Raw genomic sequence first — 26435 nt, 5'->3', positions numbered from 1 at the left:
GGCGTCGCCGCGCACCATGAGGCCGCGGCGCCGTGCTGCCGGTCGCGCGATACAACTGCGACCAACGCACCGCGCTCGCCACGCTCACCGAGAACAGCTTGGCCGCCTCGCGGCAACTCGCGCCATTCCGCATGGCCGCCACGACGCGATCACGCAGATCACAGGACAGGGCTCGGGTCATCGGCTGCTGGCCTCCAGCCCAGCCAGCAGCTTGAATCAGAAAACCAAACGCGCCGGAACACCCAATCCGATTCCACCAGAAGGAATCAGGCTCTAGACGAGGGCAACGCCAGAACCGGACGTGCCGGCACCGCCGGCCGGGCAGGCGTCAGTCGCAGGCGCATCCCGGAGTCGCCGCGGTGCTGCCGCGCACGACATGGTGATCGATCCACTCGGCCACCAGCAGCCGCGCCTCGCTCACCGAGGCCTCCGGATGGTGGATGCGGTAGAGCGTGGTGCAGGCGCGGAACGCCTCGGGGTCGGCCGCCCCGTGCGCGCGCAACTCGCGATACGCCGACACGACGGCGCGTTCGCAGCGGCGGGCAATGTGGCTGAAGTCGCGGCCCATCCGAGGTCTCCGGCGTCAGTTGCGACTCACTCGCAACTGGTACCCCAAGTTATACCGGACCAATCTGTTCCTCTTCAAGCGGGCGACACCGGAGCGTGTCAGCCCGCCGCGACGACCTCGGCGATCGCGCGTCCGACATCGACCGTGCCGGCCTGGCCGCCCATGTCGCGCGTGCGCGGGCCGCGCTCGAGCACGGTCTCGATCGCCGCCACGATCGCCGCTGCCGCGGCGGTCTCGCCGAGATGCTCGAGCATCATCGCGCCCGACCAGATCTGCCCGACGGGATTGGCGATCCCCTTGCCGGCGATGTCCGGCGCCGAGCCGTGCACCGGCTCGAACATCGAGGGATAGCGCTTCTCCGGATCGATGTTCGCCGAGGGTGCGATACCGATCGACCCGGCGACGGCGGGGCCGAGATCGGAGAGGATGTCGCCGAACAGGTTCGAGCCGACCACCACGTCGAACCAGTCCGGGTGCTGGACGAAATGCGCGCACAGGATGTCGATGTGGTACTGGTCCTGACGCACATCGGGGTAGTCCTTGCCGATCGCGGCGAAGCGCTCGTCCCAGTAGGGCATGGTGAAGGTGATGCCGTTCGACTTGGTCGCGCTCGTCAGGTGCTTCTTCGGCCGCGCGCGGGCGAGGTCGAACGCGTAGCGCAGGATGCGGTCCACGCCGACGCGGGTGAACACGCTCTCCTGCATCACGAACTCGCGCTCGGTGCCCTCGAACATCCGCCCGCCCTGCGACGAGTACTCGCCCTCGGTGTTCTCGCGCACGACGACGAAGTCGATGTCCTCGGGGCCGCGATTGGCGAGCGGCGTCCTCGCACCCGGCATCAGCTTGCACGGGCGCATGTTCACGTACTGGTCGAAGCCGCGCCGGATCGGGATCAAGAGCCCCCAGAGCGAGACGTGGTCCGGCACGCCCGGCCAGCCGACCGCGCCGAGGAAGATCGCATCGCTCTCGCGCAGCCGGTCGAGACCGTCTTCGGGCATCATCCGCCCGGTCTTCTGGTATGTTTCGCAGGACCAGTCGTACTCGGCGAGGGTGAGGCCGAAGCCGAAGCGCCGGGCCGCGGCGTCGAGCACGCGCAATCCCTCCGGCACGACTTCCTTGCCGATCCCGTCCCCGGGGATCACGGCCAGGCGATAGCTGCGGTCGGGCATCGGTGCTTCCTCGTTGGGGACGGATGGCGGCGGAGAGTGACGAGGCGACGGGATCGGGTCAATCTGTCGGTCGGGAGGCCGAGCCATGCAGGACAGGGAGGCGATCCGGACGCGGCTCAAGGCCGAGCGCGCGCTCCTCGAGCAGATGAGCCAGGGCGCGGCCGAGCTGCGCGCGCCGGTGGATGTCGATCAGCAGAGCGTCGGGCGGCTGTCGCGCATGGACTCGCTCCAGGTGCAGGCCATGGCGCTCGCGACCGAGGAGCGCAGGCGCCAGCAGATCGCCCGCATCGACGCCGCGCTGAAGAGGCTCGACGAGGGCACCTATGGCGAGTGCGTGATCTGCGGCGGGACGATCGCGCCGAAGCGCCTGGAGCTCGACCCCGCGGTGCCGACCTGCATCACCTGCGCGGCACGATCGGGATAGACTGGACATCAGACCGGGCACACCGCGTCGCAAGGAGATCCCGTGTCCGTACCCGTCCTGCTCGACACGCCCCAGCCGTTCCGGGACTTCGCGCGGTCGGTGCAGCGCCTCTCGCCGCTGCGCGCGCGCATCGCCGCCGCCTGTCGCCGCGCCGAGCCCGAGTGCCTGCCGCCGTTGATCGAGGCGGCAACGCTCGCGCCTGATCAGCAGGCGGAGGTTCAGCGTACCGCCCGCGCGCTGGTCGAGGCGCTGCGCGCGAAGGGCAGGCGCGGCACGGTCGAGGCGCTGATGCAGGAATTCGCGCTCTCCTCGCAGGAGGGCGTTGCGCTGATGTGCCTCGCCGAGGCGCTCCTGCGGATTCCCGACGCGCCGACCCGCGACGCGCTGATCCGCGACAAGATCGCGACCGGCGACTGGCGCGCGCATCTCGGCCATTCGCCCTCGCTCTTCGTCAACGCCGCGACCTGGGGGCTGCTGATCACCGGCCGGCTGACGGCGACGCGCAGCGAGTCCGGGCTCGCGGGCGCGCTGACGCGGCTGATCCTGCGCGGCGGCGAGCCGGTGATCCGCATGGGCGTCGATGTCGCGATGCGCATGCTGGGCGAGCAGTTCGTCACCGGCCAGACCATCGAGGAGGCGATCGGAAACAGCCGCGCGCTGGTCGAGCGCGGCTTCACGCACTCCTACGACATGCTGGGCGAGGCCGCGCTCACGGCAGCCGATGCGGCGGCGTATCGGCAGAGCTACGAGGCCGCGATCCACGCGATCGGGAAGGAGTCCGCAGGGCGCGGCCCCTATGCCGGTCCGGGCATCTCGATCAAGCTCTCCGCGCTGCACCCGCGCTACAGCCGCAGCCAGCGCGGCCGCGTGATGGCGGAGCTGCTGCCGCGGCTGCACGATCTCGCGCGGCTCGCGCAGCGCCACGACATCGGCCTGAACATCGACGCGGAGGAGGCGGAGCGGCTCGACCTCTCCCTCGACCTGTTCGAGGCGCTCGCCCTCGCGCCCGATCTCGCGGGCTGGCAGGGGCTCGGCTTCGTCGTGCAGGCCTACCAGAAGCGCGCGCCCTTCGTGATCGACTGGCTGCTCGATCTCGCCCGGCGCTCCGGCCACCGGCTGATGATCCGGCTGGTGAAGGGCGCCTACTGGGACAGCGAGATCAAGCGCGCGCAGGTGGACGGGCAGGCGGATTTCCCGGTCTTCACGCGCAAGATCCACACCGATGTCAGCTACCTCGCCTGCGCGCGCAAGCTGCTCGACGCGCGCGAGAGCGTGTTCCCGCAATTCGCCACCCATAACGCCCAGACGCTGGCGAGCATCCTCGCGATGGCGGGCTCTGCGTTCCGGCTCGGCGACTACGAGTTCCAGTGCCTCCACGGCATGGGCGAGCCGCTCTACGAGGAGGTCGTGGGGGCGGACCGGCTCGACCGGCCCTGCCGCATCTACGCCCCGGTCGGCACGCACGAGACGCTGCTGCCCTATCTCGTGCGGCGCCTGCTGGAGAACGGCGCCAATTCGAGCTTCGTCAACAGAATCGGCGATGCCTCGGTGCCGGTGGAGGGGCTGATCGCCGATCCGGCTGCCGAGGCGGCGAAGATCGTGCCGGTGGGCGCGCCGCATCCGCGCATCGCGCTGCCGCGCGCGCTGTTCCGCGATCGCGCGAACAGCGCCGGGCTCGATCTGACGGACGAGCGGCGCCTCGCCGCCCTCGCCGACACGCTGATCCGCTGCACCGCGACGCGGCTGCACGCGAGGCCTTTGCTCGGTGCCGGGTCACCGGCATCGGGACCTTGCCGCGAGCTGCGCAACCCCGCCAACCGCTCCGACATCGTCGGGACCTGCGAGGATGCGACCGACGTCGCCATCGCGGCGGCGCTCAACGTGGCCGAGGCGGCGCAGCCCGGATGGCAGGCGACGCCGCCGGCGCAGCGCGCGGCCCTGCTGCTGGCGGCCGCCGAGCGGATGGAAGCGCGTATCGACGACCTGATCGGCCCGATCGTGCGCGAGGCCGGCAAGACGCTGCCGAACGCGGTGGGCGAGGTGCGCGAGGCGGTGGATTTCCTGCGCTACTACGCCGCTGCCGTGCGCGACGGCTTCGACACCGCCACACACCGCCCGCTCGGTCCGATCGCCTGCATCAGCCCGTGGAACTTCCCGCTCGCGATCTTCACCGGCCAGGTGGCCGCCGCGCTCGCGGCCGGCAACGTGGTGCTGGCCAAGCCCGCCGAGGAGACGCCGCTGATCGCCTCCCTCGCGGTCGGCCTGCTGCACGAGGCGGGGGTGCCGGCCGGCGCGGTGCAGCTCTTGCCGGGCGACGGCAGGGTCGGCGCGGCGCTGGTCTCTGATCCGCGCGTGCGCGGCGTGATGTTCACCGGCTCGACCGAGGTCGCGCGGCTGATCAACCGCACGCTCGCGGAGCGGCTGAACCCCGACGGCCGGCCCGTGCCGCTGATCGCCGAGACCGGCGGGCAGAACGCGATGATCGTCGACAGCTCCGCCCTGCCCGAGCAGGTGGTGGCCGACGTGATCGCCTCCGCCTTCGACAGCGCGGGGCAGCGCTGCTCGGCGCTGCGCGTGCTCTGCCTGCAGGACGACATCGCCGAGCGCGTGCTCGCGATGCTGAAGGGCGCGATGGCGGAGCTCGCCATCGGCAACCCGGACCGCCTCTCCACCGATATCGGGCCGGTGATCACCGACGAGGCGCGCGCGACGATCCTCGCCCATGTCGCCGCGATGCGGGCCAAGGGGCATCGCGTGCATGCGCTCGACCTGCCGGAGGCCTGCCGCGAGGGCAGCTTCGTCGCGCCGACCCTGATCGAGCTCGATGACATCGGCGAACTCGGCCGCGAGGTGTTCGGCCCGGTGCTGCATGTGGTGCGGTTCGCGCGCGACGAGCTCGACGCCCTGATCGACCGCATCAACGCGACCGGCTACGGGCTCACCTTCGGCGTGCATTCGCGCATCGACGAGACGATCGCACGCGCGACCGACCGCATCCATGCCGGCAACATCTACGTCAACCGCACGATCATCGGCGCCGTCGTGGGCGTGCAGCCCTTCGGCGGGCATGGTCTGTCCGGCACCGGGCCGAAGGCCGGCGGCCCGCTCTATCTGCGCCGCCTGCTCGCGGCGCGACCGCCGGAACCGGCGCTGCCGGCGGGAGCCCCGCCGGACATCACGGCCGAGTGGATCGCCTGGCTGGAGGGCGGGAGCCATGGGGACGCCGCCGCGCGTTGCCGTCACTACGCACGCGCCTCGCGTCTCGGCCTGCGGCTTGAGCTGCCGGGACCGGTCGGCGAGAGCAACGTCTACCGGCTGCACCCGCGCGGGAACGTGCTCTGCTTGGCGGCAAGCGCATTCGGACTGCTCGCGCAGATCGGCGCGGTGCTGGCGACGGGCAACCGTGCCCATGTCTTCGCACCCGGGCACCGCGCGCTGCTCGACCGGTTTCCCGAGACCGTGCGCCGACACGTCACGATCGTGGAGCGTGCCGACGCGGCGTCCTGCGCGGCGGTGCTGGTCGAGGGCGAGGCAGACACGCTGCGCGCGTTCGCGCGCGAGGTCGCCGCGCTCGACGGGCCGGTCCGGCCGGTCTTCGTGATCAGTCCCGCCTCCGTCGGGGCGGTCGGCGATGACGATCTGGCGTGTCTGCTGATGGCGGAGCGGGCCGTCAGCACGAATACGGCCGCGGCGGGCGGCAATGCCAGCCTGATGACCATCGCCTGAACGCGAAGGTCAGTGGAAGTCGCGGCTGCCGGGCAGGAAACGGCCCGGCGCCGGACCGAGGCGCGGCCGTTTCGGTGGCGTGACGCGCGGATCGTTGTGCGCCGGACGTCGCACCTCGTCGGCGCGCGCCATCGCGCCGTCCCAGGTCGTCTCGTCGTCCCCCGTCTCGTGCAGCGTGGCGAGCAGCGTCGTGCGGTTCTCGATCCGCCGCGCGCGGATGTGGATGATCGGCGCCGCCCCGTAGTCCTGCCGCTCGATCACGCCCTCCACCACCATCAGCCGCGCGCCCAGGATCGCGGCGCGGTCGCGCCGCAGCACGTCCGGCATCACCACCAGGTTGGCATGGCCGTGCTCGTCCTCGAGGGTGACGAACACCACGCCCTTGGCGCTGCCGGGGCGCTGACGCACCAGCACGAGCCCGGCCAGGCGCACGCGCGATCCCGGTCGCGCCGCGAGCAGCGCGCGCGTGTCGGCGCAGCGCAGCGCCGTCAGCTCAGGCCGCAGCAGCGCCAGGGGATGCGCCTTCAGCGACAGCGCGACCGTGGCGTAGTCGGCGACCACCTGCTCGCCCAGGGTCATCGCCGGCAGGCGAGGCGCAGGTTCGGCGAACAGATCGCCCTCGGCCCCGGCCAGCAGCGGCGTGGGCGGCGCGATCGCACGCGCCTGCCACAGCGCCTCGCGACGCGACAGCCCGAGCGAGGCGAAGCCGTCCGCCGCGGCGAGCCGTTCGATCGGCGCGCGGTCGAGCCGCGTACGCCGTGCCAGTTCCTCGACGCTGTCGAAGGGGCGCGCATTGCCGGCGGCACGCGCCGCGACGAGTGCCTGCGCCTCGGCCTCCTTCAGCCCCGACACCTCGCGCAGGCCGAGCCGCAGCGCGACCCCACCCGCGCTCTCGGCGCAGGGTTCCAATGTGCAGTCCCACAGGCTCGCGTTCACGTCCGGCGGCCGCACCACCACGCCATGGTTGCGCGCATCGCGCACGATCTGCGCCGGCGCGTAGAACCCCATGGGCTGGCTGTTCAGCAGTGCGGCCGCGAACACCGTCGGGTAATGGCATTTGATCCAGGCCGAGACATAGACCAGCAGCGCGAAGGACGCGGCATGGCTCTCGGGGAAGCCATAGGTGCCGAAGCCCTCGATCTGCTTGAAGCAGCGCTCGGCGAAGTCGCGGTCGTAGCCGCGCGCGGCCATGCCCTCGATCAGCTTGTCGCGGAAGGTGTGGATCGTGCCGACATTGCGGAACGTCGCCATCGCGCGGCGCAGCCGGTCGGCCTCGTCGGGCGTGAACCCGGCGGCGACGATCGCGATCTTCATCGCCTGCTCCTGGAACAGCGGCACGCCGAGCGTCCGGCCGAGCACCGCCTCCAGCTCGGGCGAGGGAAAGGTCACCGCCTCCTCGCCGTTCCGTCGCCGCAGATACGGATGCACCATGTCGCCCTGGATCGGACCCGGGCGGACGATCGCGACCTCGATCACCAGGTCGTAGAACGTGGCGGGCTTCAGCCGCGGCAGCATCGCCATCTGCGCCCGGCTCTCGACCTGGAACACGCCAAGCGAGTCGGCGCGCGAAAGCATCGCATAGACGGACTGGTCCTCGGGCGGCACGGCCGCGAGCGTGTAGCGACGGCCGTGATGCGCGGCGATCAGGTCGAACGCCTTGCGGATGCAGGTGAGCATCCCGAGCGCCAGCACATCGACCTTGAGGATGCCCAGCGCGTCGATGTCGTCCTTGTCCCACTCGATCGTCGTGCGGTCCGCCATCGCTGCATTGGCGACCGGGCAGAGCTCGACCAGCGGGCCGCGCGTGATCACGAACCCGCCGACATGCTGGGAGAGATGGCGCGGGAAACCGACCAGCTCCTCGGCGAGCGCGAGTGTCGTCATGAGCCGATCGTCCGTGCGGTCGAGCCCCAGCGCCTCGACGTGATCGGCAGGCGTTCCCTCGCGTCCGGGGCCCCAGGCTTCCTTGGCAATGCGCGCGGTGACGTCCTCGGACAGCCCCATCGCGCGCCCGACCTCGCGGATCGCCATGCGATGGCGCCAGTGGATCACGGTGGCAGCCAAGGCGGCGCGTTCGCGCCCGTAGCGCGCGTAGATCCACTGGATCACCTCCTCGCGCCGTTCGTGCTCGAAATCGACGTCGATGTCGGGCGGCTCGTTGCGCGCGGCCGAAACGAAGCGCTCGAACAGCAGGTCGTGCCTCGCCGGATCGACCGCGGTGATGCCGAGCGCGTAGCACACCGCCGAGTTGGCGGCCGAGCCGCGACCTTGGCAGAGGATCTCCCGCTCGCGGGCGAAACCGACGATCTCGTGCACGGTGAGGAAATAGGGCGCGTAGTCCAGACGCTCGATCAACGCGAGCTCGTGCTCGATGCGTGCCCGCACCTCCGTCGGCACGCCGCCTGGCCAGCGTTCCGCCGCCCCTTCCCACGTGCGCGCGATCAGCGTCTGCTGCGGTGTCTGGCCGGGCTCGGCGATCTCCTCGGGATACTCGTAGCGCAGCTCGTCGAACGAGAAGGAGCAAGCGCGGACGATGTCGAGCGTGCGCGCAACCGCCTCCGGATGGCGCCGGAACAGGCGCGCGACCTCCTCCGGCGCCTTGAGATGACGCTCGGCGTTCGCCTCCGCCGCGCGCCCAAGCGCATCGACGGTGCAGCGCAGCCGGATCGCGCTCAGCACATCGGCAAGCGGGCGGCGCGCGGGCGCATGGAAACGCACATCGCCGAGCGCGACGAGCGGCGTGCCGCAGGCGGCGGCCAATGCGGAGAGATCGTCGAGCCGGCGCTGGTCGTTGCCGCGATACCGCACGCTCGCGCCGAGATGCAGCGGCAGGGTCGTGCGGCCGGCGAGGGAGGCGGCATCGGCACGCAATCGTTCATTAAATGTTCCGGGGTCGCTTTCGGGCGGCAGCGCGACCAGCACCTGCCCCTCCGCGTGCGCCAGCAGATCCGCACGGCCGATCCGGCACTCGCCCTTGGGCGCGCGCTGCCGGCCGAGCGAGATCAGCCGACAGAGCCGGCCCCAGGCAGCGCGATCGGTCGGGTAGCAGAGGAACGACGTGCCATCCTCGAGATCGAGCCGAGCGGCGGGCAGGACGCGCAGGCCCTGCGCCTTCGCTGCGACGTGCGCGCGCACCAGTCCGGCGACCGAGTTGCGGTCGGTGATCGCGAGCGCGGCAAGCCCGAGCGCGCGTGCGGTGAGCACCAGTTCGTCGGCGTGGCTCGCCCCTTCGAGGAAGGAGAAGTTCGAGAGCGCCTGAAGTTCGGCATAGGCGACGGCCATGGCGCAGAGCCTACAGGAGTTCGCTGTAGGGCAGGAACGCGACCTGATCGCCGGGGGCGACGCCGGTCGCCGCCTCGTCGAGCTCGACCAGCCCGTCGGTCCGGACCAGCGAGGAGAGCAGCCCCGCGCCCTCGCGCGGGAAGTTGCGCGCCTCGACCGCGCCCCCCTCGCCCGGCACCAGGCTCGCGCGCACATACTCGCGCCGCCCGGCTTTCTTGCGGTAGCGGAACGCGGCACGCACGGGGAAGCGCAGCGGCGGCACCGCCGTCCCGCCCGCGAGCAGCAATGCGAGCGGGCGGACCACGTGCACGAAGGTCACCACCACCGCGACCGGATTGCCCGGCAGCCCGGCGAAGGCGGTGCCGCCCACCTGGCCGAGCGCCACGGGCCGGCCCGGCTTGATGGCGAGCCGCCAGAAGAACAGGGACCCCGCCGCCTCGACCGCCGCCTTCACATGATCCTCCTCGCCGGTCGAGACGCCGCCGGAGGTCAGCAGCAGGTCATGCGCGGGCGCGGCCTCGGCGAGGGCCGAGGCCACGGCCTCGGCGCGGTCCGGCAGGATGCCGAGATCGGTCACCGCGCAGCCGAGCCGCGTGAGCGCCGCGTGCAGGGTGAAGCGGTTGCTGTCGTAGACCTTGAGCGGCGGCAGGGCCGCGCCGGGCGGGGCGAGCTCGTCGCCGGTCGAGAACAGCGCGACGCGCAGCCGCGCCCGTACGGCGATCGCGTCGCACCCGAGGGCCGCCGCCATGCCGACATCCTGTGGTCGCAGCAGACGCCCGGCCGGCAGCGCAACGGTGCCTTTCGGCACATCCTCGCCCGCGTCGCGCGCATTCGCCCCGCGCTTGAGCCCGGCGCGCAGCCGCACCCGTCCGTCGGGCAACACCTCGGCATCCTCCTGCATCATCACCGTGTCCGCGCCCTCGGGCATGGGTGCGCCGGTGAAGATGCGGACCGCCTCGCCCGGACGGATCGGGCGCCCGAGCGCGCCGCCCGCCGGCACGCGCGCGCCGACGGGCAGGATCGTGTCGGCGTCGGGCGCGAGGTCGGCGTGGCGGACGGCATAGCCGTCCACGGCGCTGTTGGCGAAGGGCGGCAGATCGACCGCGGCGATCACGTCCTCGGCGAGGATGCGCCCGGCCGCCTCGTGCAGCGTCACGCGTTCGATGCCGGTGACAGGACGGAGCCGCGCGCGCAGCTCGGCCAGCGCCTCGTCCACCGGCATGAGCGCGCCGCCGAACGCGAAGCAGTCGTCCGAGAGCTGCGCCATGCGCTCAGCCCACGGCGCGCGCGCGCGCGGCGATCCCGACCGCGCGAACCACGAACCCCGCGATCGCGTCGATCTCGTCGAGCCCGAACTGCGGCAGCGCGCATCCTGGCACCGCGCCATCCGAGGCGACGGCGAGGATCTGCGGATCCTCCGGGAACAGCGGCGGCTTGCCGGTGGCCGCGCGCCAGACCTCGATCTTGGGATGCGGGTTGCGCTTGAACCCTTCCACCAGCACGAGATCGACCGGGCTCATGCGCGCCAGCAGCTCGGGCAGCGCCGGCTCGGGCACGCCGCGCAGCTCGTGCATCAGCGCCCAGCGATTGGCCGAGCCGATCAGCACCTCGGTGGCACCGGCGCGGCGATGCTCGTAGCTGTCCTTGCCCGGCCGATCGACATCGAAGCCGTGATGCGCGTGCTTCACGGTCGAGACGCTGAGCCCGCGCGCGACCAGCGCCGGGATCAGCCGCACGAGCAGCGTGGTCTTGCCCGAGCCGGACCAGCCGGTGATGCCGAAGACCTTCATGCGCACAGTCTGCGGCCGGCGGAGGGGCTCCGCCGGCCGGTTCCTCTCGGTCGCGCGCGGCTCAGTCGGCGCCGGCGCTGCGCGCCCCCGAGGGTGCGGCCGCGTCGCGCCCGCCGCTCATCATCTCGTCGACCCAGAGGCTGTGATGCTCCTTGGCCCAGTTCAGATCGACCCGCCCGGAGCCCATCGCGGCGAAGGCCCCCTCCATGCCGAGCGAGCCGATATAGATGTGCGCGAGGATGATCGCGATCAGCACCAGCGAGATGATCCCGTGCAGCTGGATCGCGAGCTGCATCCCGGCCATGTCGGTGGCGATGAACTGGAACGGGAACATCATGATGTAGCCGGTGACCGCGATCGCCGCCCCGCCCAGCACCACCGACCAGAAGATCAGCTTCTGCCCGGCATTGAACTTCCTCGCCGGCGGATGCGCGCTGCCGATCAGCCCGCCGCCCTGCGCGAACCATTGCGCATCGACGCGCGAGGGCAGGTTGTCCTTGATCCAGATCACCAGCATCAGGGCGATGCCGAGGGTGAACGGGAAGGACAGGAAGTTGTGCGCGACCTTGCCGAGCTCGGACCAGGCGGTGAAGGTGTCGGGGCCCAGGATCGGCAGCAGCAGCTCGCGCCCGAAGGTGATGTTGAGCCCGGTGATGCCGAGCACGATGAAGGTCGAGGCGGTCAGCCAGTGCGCGAACCGTTCGACCCCGTTGAAGCGCTGGATGGTGCGCCCCGAAGGCCCGGCGGAGATGCGGATCGTGCCGCGCACCAGATAGAAGATCACCAGCACCACCAGCATGCCGCCGACGGCGATGCCGCCGATCCACTTCATCGTCGAGCGCCAGAAGGTCTGGAAGTCGCGCCCGGCCGGCTGGATCAGCATGGCGGCGCGCTGATCGGGGATCGTCACCCGCCCGCGCACATCGCCCTGGAGGTAGTTGAACAGCATCTGCTCGCTGGCGGCCGGCGGCGCGGCCGGCGCCTGCGCCAGCGCCTCGGGCGCGGTTGCCGGGGCGGCGGCAAGGCCGATGCCCAGCCCCAGCACGATCGCGACGAGCGCCGCGTGCAGCCGGGTGGTGATGCCCTTCATCCGGTGATCCTCCCGCGGAAGAGGCCGGCGGCGGGGTCCCATCCCGCCGCCGGCGCGATCCCAACTCAGCCTGCCACCATGTCCTTGTAGGCCGTGCGCCAGCCCCACGCGCCCGAGCCGTAGCCGCGCGTCGTCACACGCTCGGCGTAGATCTGGGCGATGATGTCGCCGTCGCCGGCGAGCAGCGCCTTGGTCGAGCACATCTCGGCGCAGAGCGGCAGCTTGCCCTGGGCGAGACGGTTCGAGCCGTACTTGGCGTACTCGGCGGCTGTGTTGTCGGCCTCGGGGCCGCCGGCGCAGTAGGTGCACTTGTCCATCTTGCCGCGGCTGCCGAAATTGCCGAGCCGCGGATACTGCGGCGCGCCGAACGGGCAGGCATAGAAGCAGTAGCCGCAGCCGATGCACAGATCCTTGGAGTGCAACACCACCCCGTCGGCGGTGGTGTAGAAGCAGTCGACGGGGCAGACCGCCGCGCAGGGCGCATCCGTGCAGTGCATGCACGCCATCGAGATCGAGCGCTCGCCCGGCTTGCCGTCATTGATGGTGACGACGCGCCGGCGGTTGATGCCCCAGGGCACCTCGTGCTCGTTCTTGCAGGCGGTGACGCAGGCGTTGCACTCGATGCAGCGGTCCGCGTCGCAGAGGAACTTCATGCGGGCCATGACGATCTCTCCTCCCTAGCCCTTCACGCCGCCCGGATCTGGCAGAGCGTGCACTTGGTCTCCTGCATCGAGGTGACCGGGTCGAAGCCGTAGCTGGTGACCGTGTTCGCGCTCTCGCCGAGCACGATCGGGTCGGTCCCCTGCGGGTATTTCGGACGCTGATCCTCCTGCATGAACCAGCCGGCGAAGTGGAACGGCATCCACACCACGCCGCGGCCGACGCGTTCGGTCACCAGCGCCTTGACGCGCAGGAACTTGTCGCGCGGCATCTCCGGCCCCTGCACCAGCACCCAGGCGCCATCGGTGATGTTGCGCGCGGCCGCGTCCGCCGGATTGATCTCGACGAACATGTCCTGTTGCAGTTCGGCCAGCCACTTGTTGGAGCGGGTTTCCTCGCCGCCGCCCTCGTACTCCACCAGACGGCCCGAGGTGAACACCAGCGGGAAGTCGCGCGGAATGTTCCGCTCGACCGCCTGCTTCTGCACCGTGTGGCCGATGTTCGGCGCGCGGTGTGCACGGAAGTTGTCGCGCGTCGGGTACTTCGCGACCAGATCGGGCCGCGGCGTGTAGATCGGCTCGCGGTGCACCGGGATCGGGTCGGGCAGGTTCCAGGCATTCGCCCGCGCCTTGCCGTTGCCGAACGGGATGCAGCCGTGCTCGAGCGCCACGCGCTGGATGCCGCCGGAGAGGTCGGTCGCCCAGGACACGTTGTCCGGGGCGTTGCCGCCGATCCGCTCGATGGTCGCGCGCTCCTCGTCGGTCAGGTCGGCATCCCAGCCGAGGCGCTTGAGTACGCCGTAGGTGAACTGCGGATAGCCGTCCTGGATCTGCGAGCCGACGGAGTAGCTGCCCTCGGCCAGCAGCGTCTCGCCGTTGCGCTCGACGCCGAAGCGCGCACGGAACGTGCCGCCGCCGTCCTTCACGTGCAGATGGGTGTTGTAGAGCTGGTGCGTGCCGGGATGACGGTACTCCGGCTTGCCCCAGCACGGCCAGGGCAGGCCGTAGTAGTCGCCGCGCACCTCCTCCGGTGCATCCGGCCCCGCGCGCAGCGTCACCAGGTCGAAGTGCTGCTGGTGGCGCATATGCGCCTTCAGCCGCTCCGGCGACTGGCCGCAATAGCCGGTGGACCAGCCGCCGCGGTTGATCTCGCGCAGCACGCTTTCCGCCTCCGGCTCCTTGCCGCGCACGGTGATGTTCTTGAACATCTCCTGCGCGAAGCCGAGTTTCTCGGCAAGGCGGTAGAGCGCCTCGTAGTCGGTCTTGCTCTCGAAGATCGGCTTGATGATCTGCTCGCCCCATTGCAGCGAGCGGTTCGAGGCGGTGCGGCTGCCGTTGCATTCGAGCTGTGTGCAGATCGGCAGCAGGTAGGTATTCTCGCGCCGATTGTGCAGCACCGCGAAGGTGGTCGGATGCGGGTCGGCGACGACCAGAAGGTCAAGCTTGTCGAGCGCCTTCTGCGCCTCGGGCATGCGCACCACGGTGTTGCCGCCATGGCCGAATACCACCATCGCGCGCAGGTTCGGCTGGCCCTGCTCCAACTGGTCCTGCGGCAGCATCGTGATGTCGAGATACCGGGTCGAGGTGATCCCGGGCATCTCCATCATCCGCTTGCGCGCCGCGTCATCCGCACCCGGCGGGCCGAAGCGGCCGCGCAGATAGTCATAGGAGACGTCCCAGACGCGCGCCCAGTGCCGCCACGCGCCCTCGTCGAGCCCGTAGTAGAGCGGCAGTGTGGTGTTGTCGACGCCGAGATCGGTCGCCCCCTGCACGTTGCAGTGGCCGCGGAAGATGTTCGCCCCCGTGCCCGGGGCACCGACATTGCCGGTCGCGAGCAGCAGGATGCAGGCCGCACGCACGTTCGCCGTACCGACCGTGTGCTGCGTCATGCCCATGCACCAGACGAGCGTACCTGGCTTCTCCTTGGCGAACTTCTCCGCCACCCGGCGGAGCTGCGCGCCGGGGATGCCGGTGACGCGCTCGACCTCGTCGGGCGTCCACTTCGCAACCTCCTTGCGGACGTCGTCCATGCCGTACACCCGCTGGCGGATGAACTCCTTGTCCTCCCAGCCGTTCTCGAAGATGTGCCAGAGGATGCCCCACAGCGCGGGGATGTCGGTGCCCGGGCGCATGCGCACAAACTCGGTCGCGTGCGCTGCCGTGCGGGTGAAGCGCGGCTCGATCACGATCAGGTTGGCGCGGTTCTGCTCCTTGCCCTGCAGCACGTGCTGCAAGGACACGGGATGCGCCTCCGCCGGGTTGCCGCCCATGATGATGACGGTCTTGGACTTGCGGATGTCGTTGTAGGAGTTCGTCTGCGCGCCGTAGCCCCAGGTGTTCGCCACGCCGGCGACCGTGGTCGAGTGGCAGATCTTCGCCTGGTGATCGACGTTGTTCGTGCCCCAGAAGGCGGTGAACTTGCGGAACAGATAGGCGCCCTCGTTCGAGAACTTGGCCGAGCCGAGGAAGAACGCCGCATCGGGTCCGGACTGCTCGCGCACCTGGAGCAGCTTGTCGCCGATTTCGTTGATCGCCTGATCCCACGAGATGCGCTGCCACTGCCCGCCGGCGAGCTTCATCGGATACTTGAGCCGGCGGTCGCCGTGCACGAGTTCGCGGATCGCCGCGCCCTTGGCGCAGTGCGTGCCGCGGTTGATCGGGCTGGTCCAGGTCGGCTCCTGGCCGACCCAGACGCCATTCTGCACCTCGGCGGTGACGGTGCAGCCGACCGAGCAGTGGGTGCAGATGTTCTTCTTCACCTCGACCGGCACGCCGGGCTGCATCGGCCCGGCCTCGGCCCGCTTCACCGTGCCGGCGCCGAGCCCCGCGACGGCGGCGAGGCCGCCGGCGGCCACGCCCGAGCGGCGCAGGAAGGCGCGGCGGTCGAGCGCGCCGGCGGAGAAGGATGCAAAGGCCTGGGCGATCCCGCCCCGGGCCCGGGTTGCGTCGCTGCGCTTGATCAGCATCGGCGTTCCTCCCTTGCGTCCGCGTCAGCGCTCGTAACGGTTGGTGCGGTAGAAGGCCTGCACGTCGGGCGAATTCGCCTGGTAGCGGCGCTTCTTCATCTCCTCGCGGCTCTCCCGCGCGGCGGCCGGCTTCGCGCCCGCCAGCGGCAGGGTTGCAGCCGCCGCGCCCGCCACACCGAGCGTGCGCAGGAAGCGCCGACGCGCCCCGGTCTCGATCGTGTCCTTGCTCATGCCCGTCGCTCCCTTTCGACCTCGTGCCGCGCGCCCGCTCATGCCGGCAGCGCGAACGCCTCCGTTTCGATCCCGATGAAAATCCGGCCCAACCGGCCGACCGCGCGATAGAAGCGCGCCGCCTCGGCCTGCTCCAGGTCGGCGAAGAACCGTTCCGCCCAGGGGCGGAGATGGCGCTCGAAGATGCGCCGGTCGTGTTCGGCGCCGTCGCCGAGGCTGCCGTCGATCAGCCCGGCCATCACCTCGCAGAGCGTGGCGATGTGATCCTCGGGCTCGGCCACGCCCTCCGCCCGCTCGACGCCGAGGGCGGCGAGATCGCCGCGCAGCTTGGCGAGCGGGCGCTCGTGGAGGAACCCGGTGAGGTAGTAGCTCGCATAAGGCAGCAGTTCGCCGCGCCCGAGCCCGATGAACAGGTCGTGGAATTCGCGCTCGACCGCCTCGGCCCGCGCCGTGCGCGCGGCCTCGCCGAGTGCGCCCAGCGCCTCGCCGAGCGGCGTTCCGTCCGGACCGAGGGCGGCGAGCCGGTCGAGCAACGCGCGATCGGGCGCGCGCGCGAGCAGCGCCGCGAGCAGCGCGTAGACGCGCGCGCGCCCCGCCTCGGTCTCGCGGTCAGCACTCGCAACAGCCGGCAGAACGTTCCCCACGCCCAATGGTCCCCGAACGCTCCTGTTGGCGCGCCCTTTCGCTCCCGGGCGCAGCCTTGCTTCGGAGTCTATGCCGAATGTTCACGGGAATCCAAGTGTCCTCGCACGGCCGGAGCGCCGCGCGCAGGGCCGTGAACGGGAGCCGCGGCACGGGGAAATCCGACCAGATCAGTCGGAATTGTCAGGAAGGCATGGCTCCGCCGTGGCGCGGCCGCGGAGCAGGGGGGAGCGGGTCGGGCGACGGCGTCCCGTCGGCATCGGCGGGCTTCGCATCCGCCACCGTGACCGCCGGAGGTGCGATGACCGTCGGCCCCGGTTCGGCTGCCAGCCGCTCGGGTCGCGCGGCCTCCCGCTCCGGCGGCCGCTCGGGCTCCGCCTGGGGCGGCGCGGGGCTGAGCATCCGCGCCACCAGGTCGCGAATCTCGGGGGTCTCGCCGATCTCGGCGACGTAGTCCGGCGCGCCGCCGGGCGTGTTCCAGTCCCAGCCATAGTCCACCGGCCCGATGTAGTCGCGGATCGCCGGATCGAGCGACCACATGCGCCGGAGCGCGGCGTTGCGGAGCGAAAGCGGCACGCCCTTGCGAAGAAACGCCGTGATGTCGCTCGTGGGCGTGAGCTCCTCGATCTTCGGCAGCGTCGAGAGGTCGATCGGCTCCTCCGGCTCCGGCGCGGCCGCAGGCTCGGCCCGGACCGGCACGGGCTCCGCCGGCTGGGGCTCGGGCGGCTCGACGCCCTCGCGTGCGGCGCGCTTGCGGCGCGACCAGCGGGCGAGGAACCCTTCGCGATCCTCAGCCTCGGCCATGCGGACCTCCGGCGCGCGGCCGCGACGCCAGCGCCTCCGGATCGGCGCGGTCGCGCCTGCGCTTGACGAAGCCGCGGTCACGGTGGTGCGCGGCGACGAATGCCTCGATGGCCTCGCGCACCGGTCCCGGCATGGGCACCGGCTCGATCACCTCCTCGCCGCCCACGGTCACCAGCGCCTCGGCCTCGGTGGGGTCCGCGAGCACGCGGTGCAGTTCCATCCCCGGCTCGTCCAGGCAGGGGCGCAGCACCACCCAGAGCATCGGCCGCCCGGACTCGAGATTCGCCTTGTAGCCGACCGTGTCCGAGGGGTGGAGCTCCACCTCCGCCTGGCCGGCGATGTAGGCGGTCAGGCCGTTGTTGCGGTGCAGCACGGTCCAGGGTTTCGCCACGGTCGGCGCCGGCAGCACGGCCACCGGCATCCAGACATGGTCGATCCAGGGACTGGATGCGGGTCGCCGTTCGACGATCACGGAGACGGGAATGCGGAACTCCTCCATGGCGCCGCCCTCAGGCCGCCGCCCGGCCGCGCGCGAGCGGCAGGTTCTCGATCAGGTTCTGCGGCTTGAGCCGCACGCGCTTGGCCTGATCCATCGCCAGCGCGAGATACACGGGCCGCCCGGCGACGCGCGGCAGCATCTCGGCCGGATCGGCGAAGTCCAGGCGGTACAGCGCGGCGATCCGCCCCAGCGCCTCGGGATCGACCGCCTCGCCGCTCCAGAGCCGCCCCACGATCGCCGAGGCCTCGGCGTCCAGGCCGACATACCAGGCCCAGGCCTCGTCATGGATGGTCTGGAGCGGCTGCACGGAGACGGCAGCGCCGGCCATGTGCCGGACCCAGGCCTCGATCACGCGTGCGAGCGCGTCCTGGCCCTCGCGGCCGAAGGTGAGGTCGAGCACGGTGTCGTGCAGGTCGGAGCGGTCCCAGTAGAGCGCCGCGTTCCCGGCCGACAGCACGTCGAGCTCGACCGAGCGGAGCTGGGTGCCGGCCTCGGCGATCAGCGCGCCGAGCGTGCCGAACCCCCCGGTGCGCGCCGCCCGCTCCACCACCTCCTCGTCGGCGAGCAGCAGATTGCCGCCCTCGGTCGAGGCGCGCTGGGGGCGAAAGAAGAGCTCGGCCGCGCGCAGCCGCAGCGGGTCGTCGCAGCCGTCCAGCACATTGCGCAGGATCAGCTGCACGAGCTGGGCGAGGAACAGCGGCGGGATCCCGGCGAGGTCGCGGCGGAACAGCGCAGCGTAGCCGGCCTCGATGGTCGGATGGGCGAGCAGGTGGTCGCGGAACCCGAGCCAGACCTGCCAGTTCTCGCGCGCATCCGGATCGGCGAGCCCCGCGACCACGCCCTCGGCGACCCGCCGCCGCGGCTCGGCCAGCAGCGCGGCGTGCAGCGCGCGCTCGGCATCGCAGGCCTCATCCGGGGGCACGAGTTCAGGCCGGGCGAGCCAGGCGGCGAGCAGTGCATCGGTGACGAGCAGGCCGCCGGCGTCGTTGCGCCCGGTCAGGTGGTGGCCGCAGGCGAGCCAGAAGTCGCGGCTCATCGCTCCCCCTTCATCAATGCCACCAGATCGACCGCCTCGGCCGGCTCGTCCTCGCCGTCGCCGCGCACCAGCCCGATCACCGGCAGGGCCTGCGGCGCCCCGCGCGGCTTCAGGGTGCGGAACCGCTCGCGGATCGCACCACCTTCCACGGTCCGGCTGAGCGCGATCACCGTGCCGGGCTCATGGCCCGCGCACAGCCCCTCGGCATAGGCGAGCTCCTCCTCGGCCGCGGCGCGCGCGGCCTCAAGCGACGGCGCGCCGAACCGGTCGCGGATCGCCGCGGCGAGCGCCGTCACCGCCGCCTCGCGCTCGAGCGCCGTCGCGCTGCCGACGGTCGCGAGCGTGGACCAGCCGAAGCTCTCCACGCCCAGGAACCCGGCGCGGAACGCCTGGCGCGCCTTGCCGGCGAGCGTCTCCGGGTCGGCGTCCCAGAACATGAACCCGCCCACCACCGCGGGCTCGCCCGGCTCGGCCGCGCGCTCGAACACGATCGTGTCCGAGGGATCGAGCCGGATCGTGCGCAGCATCGGCCGGCTCATGCGTCGAGCCCCGCGATGTGCAGCCAGGACGGCATCGCGAGGGCCGGCGCCAGGGCGTGGCGCGTCTCGGTCCCGTCCTCGGCGCGCAGCAGCAGATCGCCCGAGGGATCGAGCCCGCGTGCGGCCGCGCGCGGCCGGTCCAGCCGTTCGAGATAGCGCGTGGCGACCGCGGAGAACCCCTGGTCCTGCCAGTCGTGCAGCCCGGCCATCAGGTGGCGCGCATAGGATTCCGCGAGCGTCGCGCCGTCGAGCTCGCGATAGCCCTCCTCGGCCAGCGCCGTCACGCCGGGGGTCTCGCCGGGCTCGCCCCCCTCGTCCAGCACCAGCCGGAGCGCGGCGTGCAGCACCATCCAGGCCGGGGCGCGCAGCGCGCCCACCTCCTCCCAGGCGAGCCGCACCCCGCCCACCGCGCCGCCGTTGACCTCGACGAGATCGGGCCAGACGAAGCTGATCGGGTTCTCCGGCGGCGCATGCACGGCGAGCGCGTCCGCGAGCGCGGTCATGCCGACATAGAGCGCGTTGCGCGCACGGACGAGCGGCATGGCCGGTTCCAGCACCACGGCGACGTCGAACAGGCGCGGGCTGCGGGACCAGACCAGCGTGCCGGCACCCGCCTCGGGCGCGATCGCGCAGGCGCGGACGAAGGCGTCGCCCGCCTCGCGGAGCCGCACCTCGCGATAGAGCGGCGGCAGATCGAGCCCGCGTGCCTCTGCCCGCATCCGACGTTCCGTCCCTCCGGCCTCCTCAGGCCCCTGTGAGCCCTGCGATCGCCGTCATATATGGGCCAGCGGGGCGATTTCACAGGCGAGGGAACGGGAATGGCAGAGCCGGCGGGGCGGACGGTCTTCGTGTGCACCTGCGAGGACACGATGCCGCTCGACGAGGCAGCCCTCGCCCGTGCGTGCAGGGGGGCTCGCCTGCAGGGCGCGCGCCAGCTCTGCCGGGCCGAGTTCGCGCGGTTCGAGGCCGCGCTCGGCGGCGGCGACGTCACGGTCGCCTGCACCCAGGAGGCACCGCTGTTCGCCGAGCGCGCCGAGGATGCGGGCCATGCCTTCCGGCTCGACACGGTGAACATCCGCGAGCACGCCGGCTGGAGCCGCGAGGCCAGGCGGGCGACACCGAAGATCGCCGCGCTGCTCGCCGGCGCCGCCGAGCCCATGCCGGCCACCCCGATCGTCTCCTACCGTTCCGAGGGCGTCACGCTCGTCTATGGCCGCGACGAGACGGCGATCGAGGCGGCGCAGCAGCTCGCCGACCGGCTGAACCTGACCGTGCTGCTGACCAGGCCCAAGGACATCACCCCGCCCGCGACCACCACCTTTCCGGTGGTGAAGGGCACGATCGCGCGCGCGCGCGGCCATCTCGGCGCCTTCGAGCTCACGGTGGACGACTACGCCCTGCCCGCGCCGTCCTCGCGCGCGCGGCTTGCCTTCGGCGCCCCGCGCGACGGTGCGACGAGCCGCTGCGACGTCATCCTCGACATCTCGGGCGCGACACCGCTGTTCCCGGCCCCGCACAAGCGCCCGGGCTATCTGCGCGCCGATCCGAACGATCCGGTGGCGGTGCAGAAGGCGATCTACAAGGCGGCCGAACTGGTCGGGCAGTTCGACAAGCCGCGCTTCGTCACCTTCACCGACACTCTCTGCGCGCATTCCCGTTCGAAGAGGACCGGCTGCACGCGCTGCCTCGATCTCTGTCCGGTCGGCGCCATTCAGCCCGCCGGGGATCATGTCGCGATCGACACCATGATCTGCGCCGGCTGCGGCTCCTGCGCGTCCGTCTGCCCCACGGGAGCCGCGTCCTACGCGCTGCCGCCCGCCGATGCGCTGCTGCGCCGGCTGCGCGCCACGCTGCTCGCCTATGCCGAGGCGGGTGGCAGGCGTGGGGTTGTGCTTGTCCACGAGGGCGACCACGGCGCCCCTCTGCTCGACGCGCTTGCCCGCTTCGGCGACGGCCTGCCCGCGCATGTGATCCCGTTCCAGGTGAACGAGGTCACCGCACTCGGCATCGAGACGGTCGCCGCCGCCTTCGCCTACGGTGCGGCGGAACTTCGCGTGCTGCTCGGCGCCCGCCACCGCGACGACCTCGCCGCGCTGGACCGCACCCTCGCGCTCGCCGACACGGTGCTTCGGGGCTGGGGGTTCGGCGCCGACCGGGCCGCCATGCTGCGCGCCGACGATCCCGACACCCTCGCCGCCCGCCTCGTCGCCCTGCCGGACCGCGACGGCACCATCGCCCCGCGCAGCTTCCTGCCGATGGGCGACAAGCGCGGCGTGATGCAGACCGCACTCAAGGAGCTGCACAAGGCCGCCCCCACGCCGGTCGAGATCATTCCGCTACCGGAGAAGGCGCCGTTCGGAACCGTGCACGTGAACGTCGCCGGCTGCACGCTGTGCCTCGCCTGCGTCGCCGCCTGCCCGACCGGCGCGCTGCGCGACAACCCCGACCGGCCGATGCTCAGCTTCACCGAGGAGGCCTGCGTGCAGTGCGGCCTCTGCGCCAATACGTGCCCCGAGAAGGTGATCACGCTGGAACCGCGGCTGAACGTCGCGCCCGAGGCATCCCAGCCGCGCGTGATCAAGGAGGAGGACCCCTTCGCCTGCATCCGCTGCGGCAAACCCTTCGGCGTGAAGAGCACCGTCGAGCGCGTCGCCGCCAGACTCGCCGCCAGCCACTGGATGTACAAGGGCAGCGCGGCGAACCTGGATCTCATCCGCATGTGCGAGGACTGCCGCGTGATCGCCGTCACCGAGGGCGAAGGCATCGACCCCTACGCCGGGCCGCCGCGGCCGCGCATCGTCACCAGCGACGACTACAAGAAGGACGGCGGGGAAGGGGTTTAGGGCGCGCGGGGCTGGTGGCACGGCCGCGCGCTACGAGACGCCTCGGCCCCTCCCCCTGCACTCCCACCCCCATCAATCCACGCGGCCGATCGCGCGCACCGCCGCGATCAGCCGCGCACTGTCCTGCTCGACGAACCGCGCGAACTCCGGCGCGTCCTGGTATGCGACGGGGCTGCCGGCGCCCGCGAACACGCGCACCACCTCCGGGTCCTCGCACGCCTTGCGCAAGGCCGAACGCAACACCTCCATCACCGGCGTCGGCACGCCCGCCGGCACGAACAGCCCCGCCCAGATGTAGAACTCCACCGACGGATGGCCGAGCTCGCGGAAGGTGGGCGTGTCCGGGAACGACTCGATCCGGTCGGCCCCCCAGTTCGCCAGCACGCGCAGCCGCCGCTCCCGCACATGCCCGAGCAGCACGCCGGGCGCCGAGGCCAGCGCCTGCACCGTGCCGGCGAGGATCGCCGTAACCGCCGGCCCCGCGCCCTGGAACGGCACATGCAGCAGCTTGATCTCGGCCGAATGCGCGAACATCTCCATCGCGACATGCAACGTTCCGTAGGTGCCGGAACTGCCGTACGGAATCGATGCCGGCCGCGCCTTGGCGTCCGCGATCAGATCCTCGAGCGTCCGCCACGGTGCATCGTACGGCACCGCCAGCAGCGTCGGGTCCGCGAGCACCCGGCCGACCGGCGCGAGCTGGCTCACCTCGTAGGTCGGTGCGCGCCCGAACAGACGATCCGCCTCCGGCAGCACCGCGAGCGAGGAGAGCGTCATCAGCAGCGTGTAGCCGTCCGGCGCCGACTGCGCGGCCGCGCGGTTGCCGACCGCGCCACCCGCGCCGCCACGGTTCACCACCACCACTGGTTTGCCGAGCAGCTTCTCCATCGCCGCCGCGATCGGTCGTGCGGCGAGGTCCGCTTGCCCGCCCGGCGGGAAGGGCACGATCATCGTGAGCTGGCGATCCGGCCAGGCCTGCGCCCGCACGCTGCCGATCAGCGCAGGCAGGCCGAGGGTGAGCCCGAGGGCGTGGCGACGGCGCAGCATGGCGATCCTCCCGGTCGAGGTGTTTGCCGCGAGCCTAGCCGGATCGGTCCGCGCTGCGAAGAACGCGGCACCGCATCACGGCGCGCGACCGAGCACGGCCCGCGTGTGCGGCGCCAGCGCAGGATCGTCGGCGAGCTCGCGGCGCAGGCGCGCAAGATCGCCCGGCTCGTCCACGTCGTGCCAGCGCGGCCCGAGCACGACGGGCACGCCGCGCCGCGCCGCCCGGGCCCGCGTCTCGGCCAGGACCGAGCCCGTGCCCCAGGCAATGCCGTCGAACACACCAGGCACGGGCCGCGACAGCCCGACGCACCAGTAGCCACCATCCTCGGCCGGCCCGAGCACCAGCGCCTCGGGATGGGCGACGCACAGGGCGATCGCCTCGGCGACATGCCCGGGCGGTTGCGTCGGACTGTCCGTCCCGACCAGCAGCACCGGCCCGTGGCCGCGCGCGAACAGATCGGCGAACGCGCTGCTCATGCGCGCGCCGAGATCCCCCTCGCGCTGCGCGATCGCCGGAAAACCAGTCAGCGCGGACAGCAGGTCCACCGCCTCGGGCGGGGTCGCGATCACGACGGCATCCACGCCCGCGCGACGCAGCAGCGCCGCGGTGTCGGCGATGAACGCCTCGGCGAGCGCGGCCGCGCCGGCGGCGCCGAGCGCCGCGATCAGCCGCGTCTTGGCGAAGCCCGGGCGCGGCGCCTTGGCCATCAGGCCGACCACGGGCCGCGCCGACATGGTCGCTCCGCCCTGGCTACAGCGGCGCCAGCGTGCGCGGCTCCAGCGTCGCCTCGATCGCCGCCGCGACGCGCAGCGCGAGCGCGTCGCCATAGAGCGGTGCGGCCACCTGCACCGCACGCGGCAGGCCATCGGGCCCAGGCCCTGTCGGCACCGTGACGGCCGGCTGGCGCGAGAGGTTGAACGCGAAGGTCCAGGGCGCCCAGTGCCGCCAGAGATCCTCCTCCGGGGCCAGCAGCGGCGCATCGACCGGCGGCGGCGGGCCGGGCACCGCCGGGCACAGCACCGCATCGAAGCGACGATGGAACGCTGCCATGCCGTGCGCGGTCTCGATCGCCGCCGCCTGGATCGCGAGATACTCCCCGGCGGTCATCGGCACGGCGCGCTGCGCGAGCGCCGCGAGGCCCGGATCGAGCAGCGCGCGCTTCTCGTCCGGCAGCGACCCGACCAGCCGCGCAAGCGCGTTCGACCACACCTGCACGAACACCGCGCGCGTGTCGGGCAGATTGGGGTCCGCCTCCTCGACGATCGCGCCGCGTTCGTCGAGCGCGGTCGCGGCGCGATCCACCGCCGCCCAGGCCGCCTCGTCGGCGGGCGCGGCGAAGCCCAGCCGGCGCACGATCGCGATGCGCAGCCCCGCGACATCCGGCGCCACCGGCCCGGGCCAGCCGGGCTCTGGGTCAGGGAGCGCGAAGGGGTCGCGCCAGTCGAAGCGCGCCATCGCGCCCAGCATCAGGGCGGCATCCGCCACGCTGCGCGTCATCGGGCCTGCGACGGCGACGCTGGCGAAGGCGCCGAGCGGCCATTGCGGCACCCGACCGAAGCTCGGCTTCAACCCGACGATGCCGCACCATGCGGCGGGAATGCGGATCGAGCCGCCGGCATCGGTGCCGATATGCAACGGTCCATACCCCCCCGCGCACGCCGCCCCCGCCCCCGAGGACGAGCCGCCCGGCGTCATCGCCGCATCCCACGGATTGCGCGTCACGCCGTGCAGCGGGCAGTCGCCCGGCGATTTCCAGCCGAACTCGGTCGTCGTCGTCTTGCCGAGGATCACGGCACCGGCGGTCTTCAGCCCGACGACGGAGGGCGCGTCATGCGCGACCGGCGCCGGATCGGTCACGCGGCTGCCGCGCCGCGTGGGAAACCCGGCGAGGTCGATCAGGTCCTTCACCGTCGCCGGCACACCGTCCAGCGCGCCGAGCGGACGGCCGGCGAACCAGCGATGCTCGCTCTCGGCCGCGGCGCGTTCCGCGCCCTCGGCATCGATCACCGCCATCGCATTGAGGCTCGGTTCGAGCCGGGCAATGCGATCAAGACAGGCGCGCACGACCTCGCGCGGCGAGAACGCCCCGCGCGCGTAGCCCCGAATCAGGGCGGTCGCGGACAAGGTGGCGAGATCGGTCATACCGGCCACCGTGCCGCGGCCACGCCGATCATCGCATCGCGGCTGACCAGCCCCGCAAGCCGCTCCTCGCTCCAGCCCTCGGTACCGGCGGGGCGCAGCGGCACGACCAGGTAACGGTTCTCGGCCGTGCTGTCGTGCACCCGCACCTCGACCCCGTCCGGCAGCGTGAGACCGAACTCGGCGAGCACCGCGCGCGGCTCGCGCACGGCGCGGCTGCGATAGGCGAGGCTCTTGTACCAGGCGGGGGGGCGGCCGAGCACCGTACGCGGATAGCAGCTGCACAGCGTGCAGACCACGAGGTTGTGAAGCCGGTCCGTGTTGAAGAGCGCCGTGAGCCGCGTCGCCGCGGGCGCGATGCCGAGCTCCGCCGCCGCCGCGTTGCCGTCGGCGGCAAGGCGATCGCGGAACCCGGGATCGGCCCAGGCGCGCGCGACGATGCGCGCGCCGAGATGCTCGCCGCGACCGTCCATGCGCTCGATCTCGGCGCGGATCTCCTGGCGCGTGAGGACGCCGCGCGCGATGAGACGCTCGCGCACGGCGAGGCCGCGCAGCCGCAGCGGCGGCAGCTCCGTCTCGCCCTCATCGTCGTCGGGCTGGTACGCATGGTCATGATCATCATCGTGATCGTGCGCCGCGGTTTCCGTCGGCAGGCGGTGGCGCCCCTCGCGCCGCAGGCGCGCCTCCTCCGTCTCGACCTCGGCGCGGGTGAGCACGCCCTTGTCGAACAGCAGCGTCGAGAAGGCGTGGATCCAGCGCTCGTAGTAGGGAAGGGTGCGATAGGTCGCGGCGTCGAGCTGCTCCTGCACCCGCCGTGTCTCGTCGGTCGTGAAGAACCGCCGTGTGCCGTCAGCGAGCAGCATGCGGATCGCGTCCGCCTCCTTCTCCCAGTGCGCTGGCTCGTGCTCGGCGCGCGCGATCGGGCCGGCCGGATCCCCGCCCACGTCATGCGGCCCGCTGCGCTCGCTCACCATTCCGTC

The 26435-nt window shown here is 72.0% G+C and carries 23 protein-coding genes; 3 read left to right on the top strand and 20 right to left on the bottom strand.

The window, feature by feature from the left end:
* The 3 genes from F563_RS25405 to F563_RS0115400 form a co-directional block, all read right to left on the bottom strand.
* Nucleotides 1-181 (bottom strand): helix-turn-helix domain-containing protein (locus F563_RS25405; protein ID WP_245557129.1); only part of this gene is annotated, 181 nt, incomplete at its 3' end.
* A gap of 147 nt (nt 182-328) precedes the next feature.
* On the bottom strand, nt 329-568 hold the full coding sequence (locus tag F563_RS0115405; protein WP_019015583.1) for a hypothetical protein: 240 nt from the start codon (nt 566-568) through the stop codon (nt 329-331).
* Nucleotides 569-666: 98 nt separating this feature from the next.
* Nucleotides 667-1737 carry a tartrate dehydrogenase gene (locus F563_RS0115400; RefSeq protein WP_019015582.1) on the bottom strand — a complete coding sequence of 357 codons (1071 nt, stop codon included), beginning with the start codon at nt 1735-1737 and terminating at the stop codon, nt 667-669.
* 85 nt (nt 1738-1822) lie between these two features.
* On the opposite strand from F563_RS0115400, the gene F563_RS24905 reads away from it, so the two are divergent.
* Together F563_RS24905 and putA are read left to right on the top strand one after the other, a co-directional pair.
* Nucleotides 1823-2161, top strand: coding sequence for a TraR/DksA family transcriptional regulator (locus tag F563_RS24905; RefSeq protein WP_019015581.1), 339 nt, complete (start codon nt 1823-1825; stop codon nt 2159-2161).
* A gap of 42 nt (nt 2162-2203) precedes the next feature.
* Nucleotides 2204-5887 carry a trifunctional transcriptional regulator/proline dehydrogenase/L-glutamate gamma-semialdehyde dehydrogenase gene (putA, locus tag F563_RS0115390; protein ID WP_019015580.1) on the top strand — a complete coding sequence of 1228 codons (3684 nt, stop codon included), beginning with the start codon at nt 2204-2206 and terminating at the stop codon, nt 5885-5887.
* A 9-nt stretch (nt 5888-5896) separates the two neighbouring features.
* On the opposite strand, the gene F563_RS0115385 is transcribed toward putA, so the two are convergent.
* The 13 genes from F563_RS0115385 to F563_RS0115325 form a co-directional block, all read right to left on the bottom strand.
* The gene (locus F563_RS0115385; protein WP_019015579.1) at nt 5897-9169 is read right to left on the bottom strand and encodes an error-prone DNA polymerase; all 3273 of its coding nucleotides are present in this window, start codon (nt 9167-9169) and stop codon (nt 5897-5899) included.
* Nucleotides 9170-9179: 10 nt separating this feature from the next.
* Entirely contained in the window at nt 9180-10436 is a 1257-nt protein-coding gene (locus F563_RS0115380; protein ID WP_019015578.1) for a molybdopterin molybdotransferase MoeA, read from the bottom strand.
* Nucleotides 10437-10440: 4 nt separating this feature from the next.
* Entirely contained in the window at nt 10441-10959 is a 519-nt protein-coding gene (gene mobB, locus F563_RS0115375) for a molybdopterin-guanine dinucleotide biosynthesis protein B (protein WP_019015577.1), read from the bottom strand.
* Nucleotides 10960-11020: 61 nt separating this feature from the next.
* Nucleotides 11021-12049, bottom strand: coding sequence for a formate dehydrogenase subunit gamma (locus F563_RS0115370; RefSeq protein ID WP_019015576.1), 1029 nt, complete (start codon nt 12047-12049; stop codon nt 11021-11023).
* Between the two features lie 65 nt (nt 12050-12114).
* On the bottom strand, nt 12115-12711 hold the full coding sequence (gene fdh3B / locus F563_RS0115365) for a formate dehydrogenase FDH3 subunit beta (protein WP_019015575.1): 597 nt from the start codon (nt 12709-12711) through the stop codon (nt 12115-12117).
* Nucleotides 12712-12734: 23 nt separating this feature from the next.
* On the bottom strand, nt 12735-15674 hold the full coding sequence (locus tag F563_RS0115360) for a formate dehydrogenase subunit alpha (protein ID WP_019015574.1): 2940 nt from the start codon (nt 15672-15674) through the stop codon (nt 12735-12737).
* A gap of 24 nt (nt 15675-15698) precedes the next feature.
* Nucleotides 15699-15905 carry a twin-arginine translocation signal domain-containing protein gene (locus tag F563_RS0115355; protein WP_019015573.1) on the bottom strand — a complete coding sequence of 69 codons (207 nt, stop codon included), beginning with the start codon at nt 15903-15905 and terminating at the stop codon, nt 15699-15701.
* Nucleotides 15906-15943: 38 nt separating this feature from the next.
* The gene (locus tag F563_RS0115350; RefSeq protein ID WP_019015572.1) at nt 15944-16549 is read right to left on the bottom strand and encodes a TorD/DmsD family molecular chaperone; all 606 of its coding nucleotides are present in this window, start codon (nt 16547-16549) and stop codon (nt 15944-15946) included.
* A gap of 181 nt (nt 16550-16730) precedes the next feature.
* Complete coding sequence (locus F563_RS22835) at nt 16731-17351, bottom strand: DUF3306 domain-containing protein (protein WP_019015571.1); 621 nt, start codon at nt 17349-17351, stop codon at nt 16731-16733.
* On the bottom strand, nt 17338-17850 hold the full coding sequence (locus tag F563_RS0115340) for a DUF3305 domain-containing protein (RefSeq protein WP_019015570.1): 513 nt from the start codon (nt 17848-17850) through the stop codon (nt 17338-17340). The genes F563_RS22835 and F563_RS0115340 overlap by 14 nt, the downstream gene beginning before the upstream one ends.
* Before the next feature lie 10 nt (nt 17851-17860).
* Complete coding sequence (locus tag F563_RS0115335; protein ID WP_019015569.1) at nt 17861-18886, bottom strand: DUF6352 family protein; 1026 nt, start codon at nt 18884-18886, stop codon at nt 17861-17863.
* The gene (locus tag F563_RS0115330) at nt 18883-19425 is read right to left on the bottom strand and encodes a DUF6505 family protein (RefSeq protein ID WP_026299626.1); all 543 of its coding nucleotides are present in this window, start codon (nt 19423-19425) and stop codon (nt 18883-18885) included. Before F563_RS0115330 ends, F563_RS0115335 begins: the two co-directional genes overlap by 4 nt.
* The gene (locus tag F563_RS0115325) at nt 19422-20144 is read right to left on the bottom strand and encodes a biotin/lipoate--protein ligase family protein (protein ID WP_019015567.1); all 723 of its coding nucleotides are present in this window, start codon (nt 20142-20144) and stop codon (nt 19422-19424) included. The genes F563_RS0115330 and F563_RS0115325 overlap by 4 nt, the downstream gene beginning before the upstream one ends.
* A gap of 99 nt (nt 20145-20243) precedes the next feature.
* Here F563_RS0115325 and F563_RS0115320 point away from each other — a divergent pair, with 99 nt between their 5' ends.
* Nucleotides 20244-22268: a 4Fe-4S dicluster domain-containing protein gene (locus tag F563_RS0115320; protein WP_019015566.1), complete on the top strand. Its 2025-nt coding sequence runs from the start codon at nt 20244-20246 to the stop codon at nt 22266-22268.
* Between the two features lie 72 nt (nt 22269-22340).
* Here F563_RS0115320 and F563_RS0115315 read toward each other — a convergent pair whose 3' ends face one another.
* From F563_RS0115315 to F563_RS25885, 4 genes are all read right to left on the bottom strand, one after another.
* Nucleotides 22341-23315, bottom strand: a complete 975-nt coding sequence (locus F563_RS0115315; RefSeq protein ID WP_019015565.1) for a Bug family tripartite tricarboxylate transporter substrate binding protein — start codon at nt 23313-23315, stop codon at nt 22341-22343.
* A 75-nt stretch (nt 23316-23390) separates the two neighbouring features.
* Complete coding sequence (locus F563_RS22830; protein ID WP_019015564.1) at nt 23391-24050, bottom strand: TIGR04282 family arsenosugar biosynthesis glycosyltransferase; 660 nt, start codon at nt 24048-24050, stop codon at nt 23391-23393.
* A 16-nt stretch (nt 24051-24066) separates the two neighbouring features.
* On the bottom strand, nt 24067-25458 hold the full coding sequence (locus tag F563_RS0115305) for an amidase family protein (RefSeq protein WP_019015563.1): 1392 nt from the start codon (nt 25456-25458) through the stop codon (nt 24067-24069).
* Nucleotides 25455-26426, bottom strand: coding sequence for a nitrile hydratase subunit alpha (locus tag F563_RS25885; RefSeq protein WP_162140597.1), 972 nt, complete (start codon nt 26424-26426; stop codon nt 25455-25457). The genes F563_RS0115305 and F563_RS25885 overlap by 4 nt, the downstream gene beginning before the upstream one ends.
* Nucleotides 26427-26435: the final 9 nt, after the last annotated feature.

The organism is Elioraea tepidiphila DSM 17972 (assembly GCF_000378465.1).
Classification (GTDB): Bacteria; Pseudomonadota; Alphaproteobacteria; order Acetobacterales; family Acetobacteraceae; genus Elioraea; species Elioraea tepidiphila.
Note: the sequence above shows the minus strand (reverse complement) of the source record. Positions and strands in the feature narration are given on the sequence as shown.

Excerpts from the sequence above, each read along its gene's own strand:
- F563_RS0115405 (WP_019015583.1), bottom strand. The coding sequence starts at position 568 with ATGGGCCGCGACTTCAGCCACATTGCCCGCCGCTGCGAACGCGCCGTC.
- F563_RS22830 (WP_019015564.1), bottom strand. The coding sequence starts at position 24,050 with ATGTCGGCGCGGCCCGTGGTCGGCCTGATGGCCAAGGCGCCGCGCCCG.
- F563_RS0115340 (WP_019015570.1), bottom strand. The coding sequence starts at position 17,850 with ATGGAGGAGTTCCGCATTCCCGTCTCCGTGATCGTCGAACGGCGACCC.
- F563_RS0115325 (WP_019015567.1), bottom strand. The coding sequence starts at position 20,144 with ATGCGGGCAGAGGCACGCGGGCTCGATCTGCCGCCGCTCTATCGCGAG.
- mobB (WP_019015577.1), bottom strand. The coding sequence starts at position 10,959 with ATGAAGGTCTTCGGCATCACCGGCTGGTCCGGCTCGGGCAAGACCACG.
- F563_RS24905 (WP_019015581.1), top strand. The coding sequence starts at position 1,823 with ATGCAGGACAGGGAGGCGATCCGGACGCGGCTCAAGGCCGAGCGCGCG.
- F563_RS0115305 (WP_019015563.1), bottom strand. The coding sequence starts at position 25,458 with ATGACCGATCTCGCCACCTTGTCCGCGACCGCCCTGATTCGGGGCTAC.
- F563_RS0115370 (WP_019015576.1), bottom strand. The coding sequence starts at position 12,049 with ATGAAGGGCATCACCACCCGGCTGCACGCGGCGCTCGTCGCGATCGTG.
- F563_RS0115360 (WP_019015574.1), bottom strand. The coding sequence starts at position 15,674 with ATGCTGATCAAGCGCAGCGACGCAACCCGGGCCCGGGGCGGGATCGCC.
- F563_RS22835 (WP_019015571.1), bottom strand. The coding sequence starts at position 17,351 with ATGGCCGAGGCTGAGGATCGCGAAGGGTTCCTCGCCCGCTGGTCGCGC.
- F563_RS0115400 (WP_019015582.1), bottom strand. The coding sequence starts at position 1,737 with ATGCCCGACCGCAGCTATCGCCTGGCCGTGATCCCCGGGGACGGGATC.
- fdh3B (WP_019015575.1), bottom strand. The coding sequence starts at position 12,711 with ATGGCCCGCATGAAGTTCCTCTGCGACGCGGACCGCTGCATCGAGTGC.
- F563_RS0115315 (WP_019015565.1), bottom strand. The coding sequence starts at position 23,315 with ATGCTGCGCCGTCGCCACGCCCTCGGGCTCACCCTCGGCCTGCCTGCG.
- F563_RS0115335 (WP_019015569.1), bottom strand. The coding sequence starts at position 18,886 with ATGAGCCGCGACTTCTGGCTCGCCTGCGGCCACCACCTGACCGGGCGC.
- F563_RS0115380 (WP_019015578.1), bottom strand. The coding sequence starts at position 10,436 with ATGGCGCAGCTCTCGGACGACTGCTTCGCGTTCGGCGGCGCGCTCATG.
- F563_RS0115320 (WP_019015566.1), top strand. The coding sequence starts at position 20,244 with ATGGCAGAGCCGGCGGGGCGGACGGTCTTCGTGTGCACCTGCGAGGAC.
- F563_RS0115330 (WP_026299626.1), bottom strand. The coding sequence starts at position 19,425 with ATGAGCCGGCCGATGCTGCGCACGATCCGGCTCGATCCCTCGGACACG.
- F563_RS0115385 (WP_019015579.1), bottom strand. The coding sequence starts at position 9,169 with ATGGCCGTCGCCTATGCCGAACTTCAGGCGCTCTCGAACTTCTCCTTC.
- F563_RS0115355 (WP_019015573.1), bottom strand. The coding sequence starts at position 15,905 with ATGAGCAAGGACACGATCGAGACCGGGGCGCGTCGGCGCTTCCTGCGC.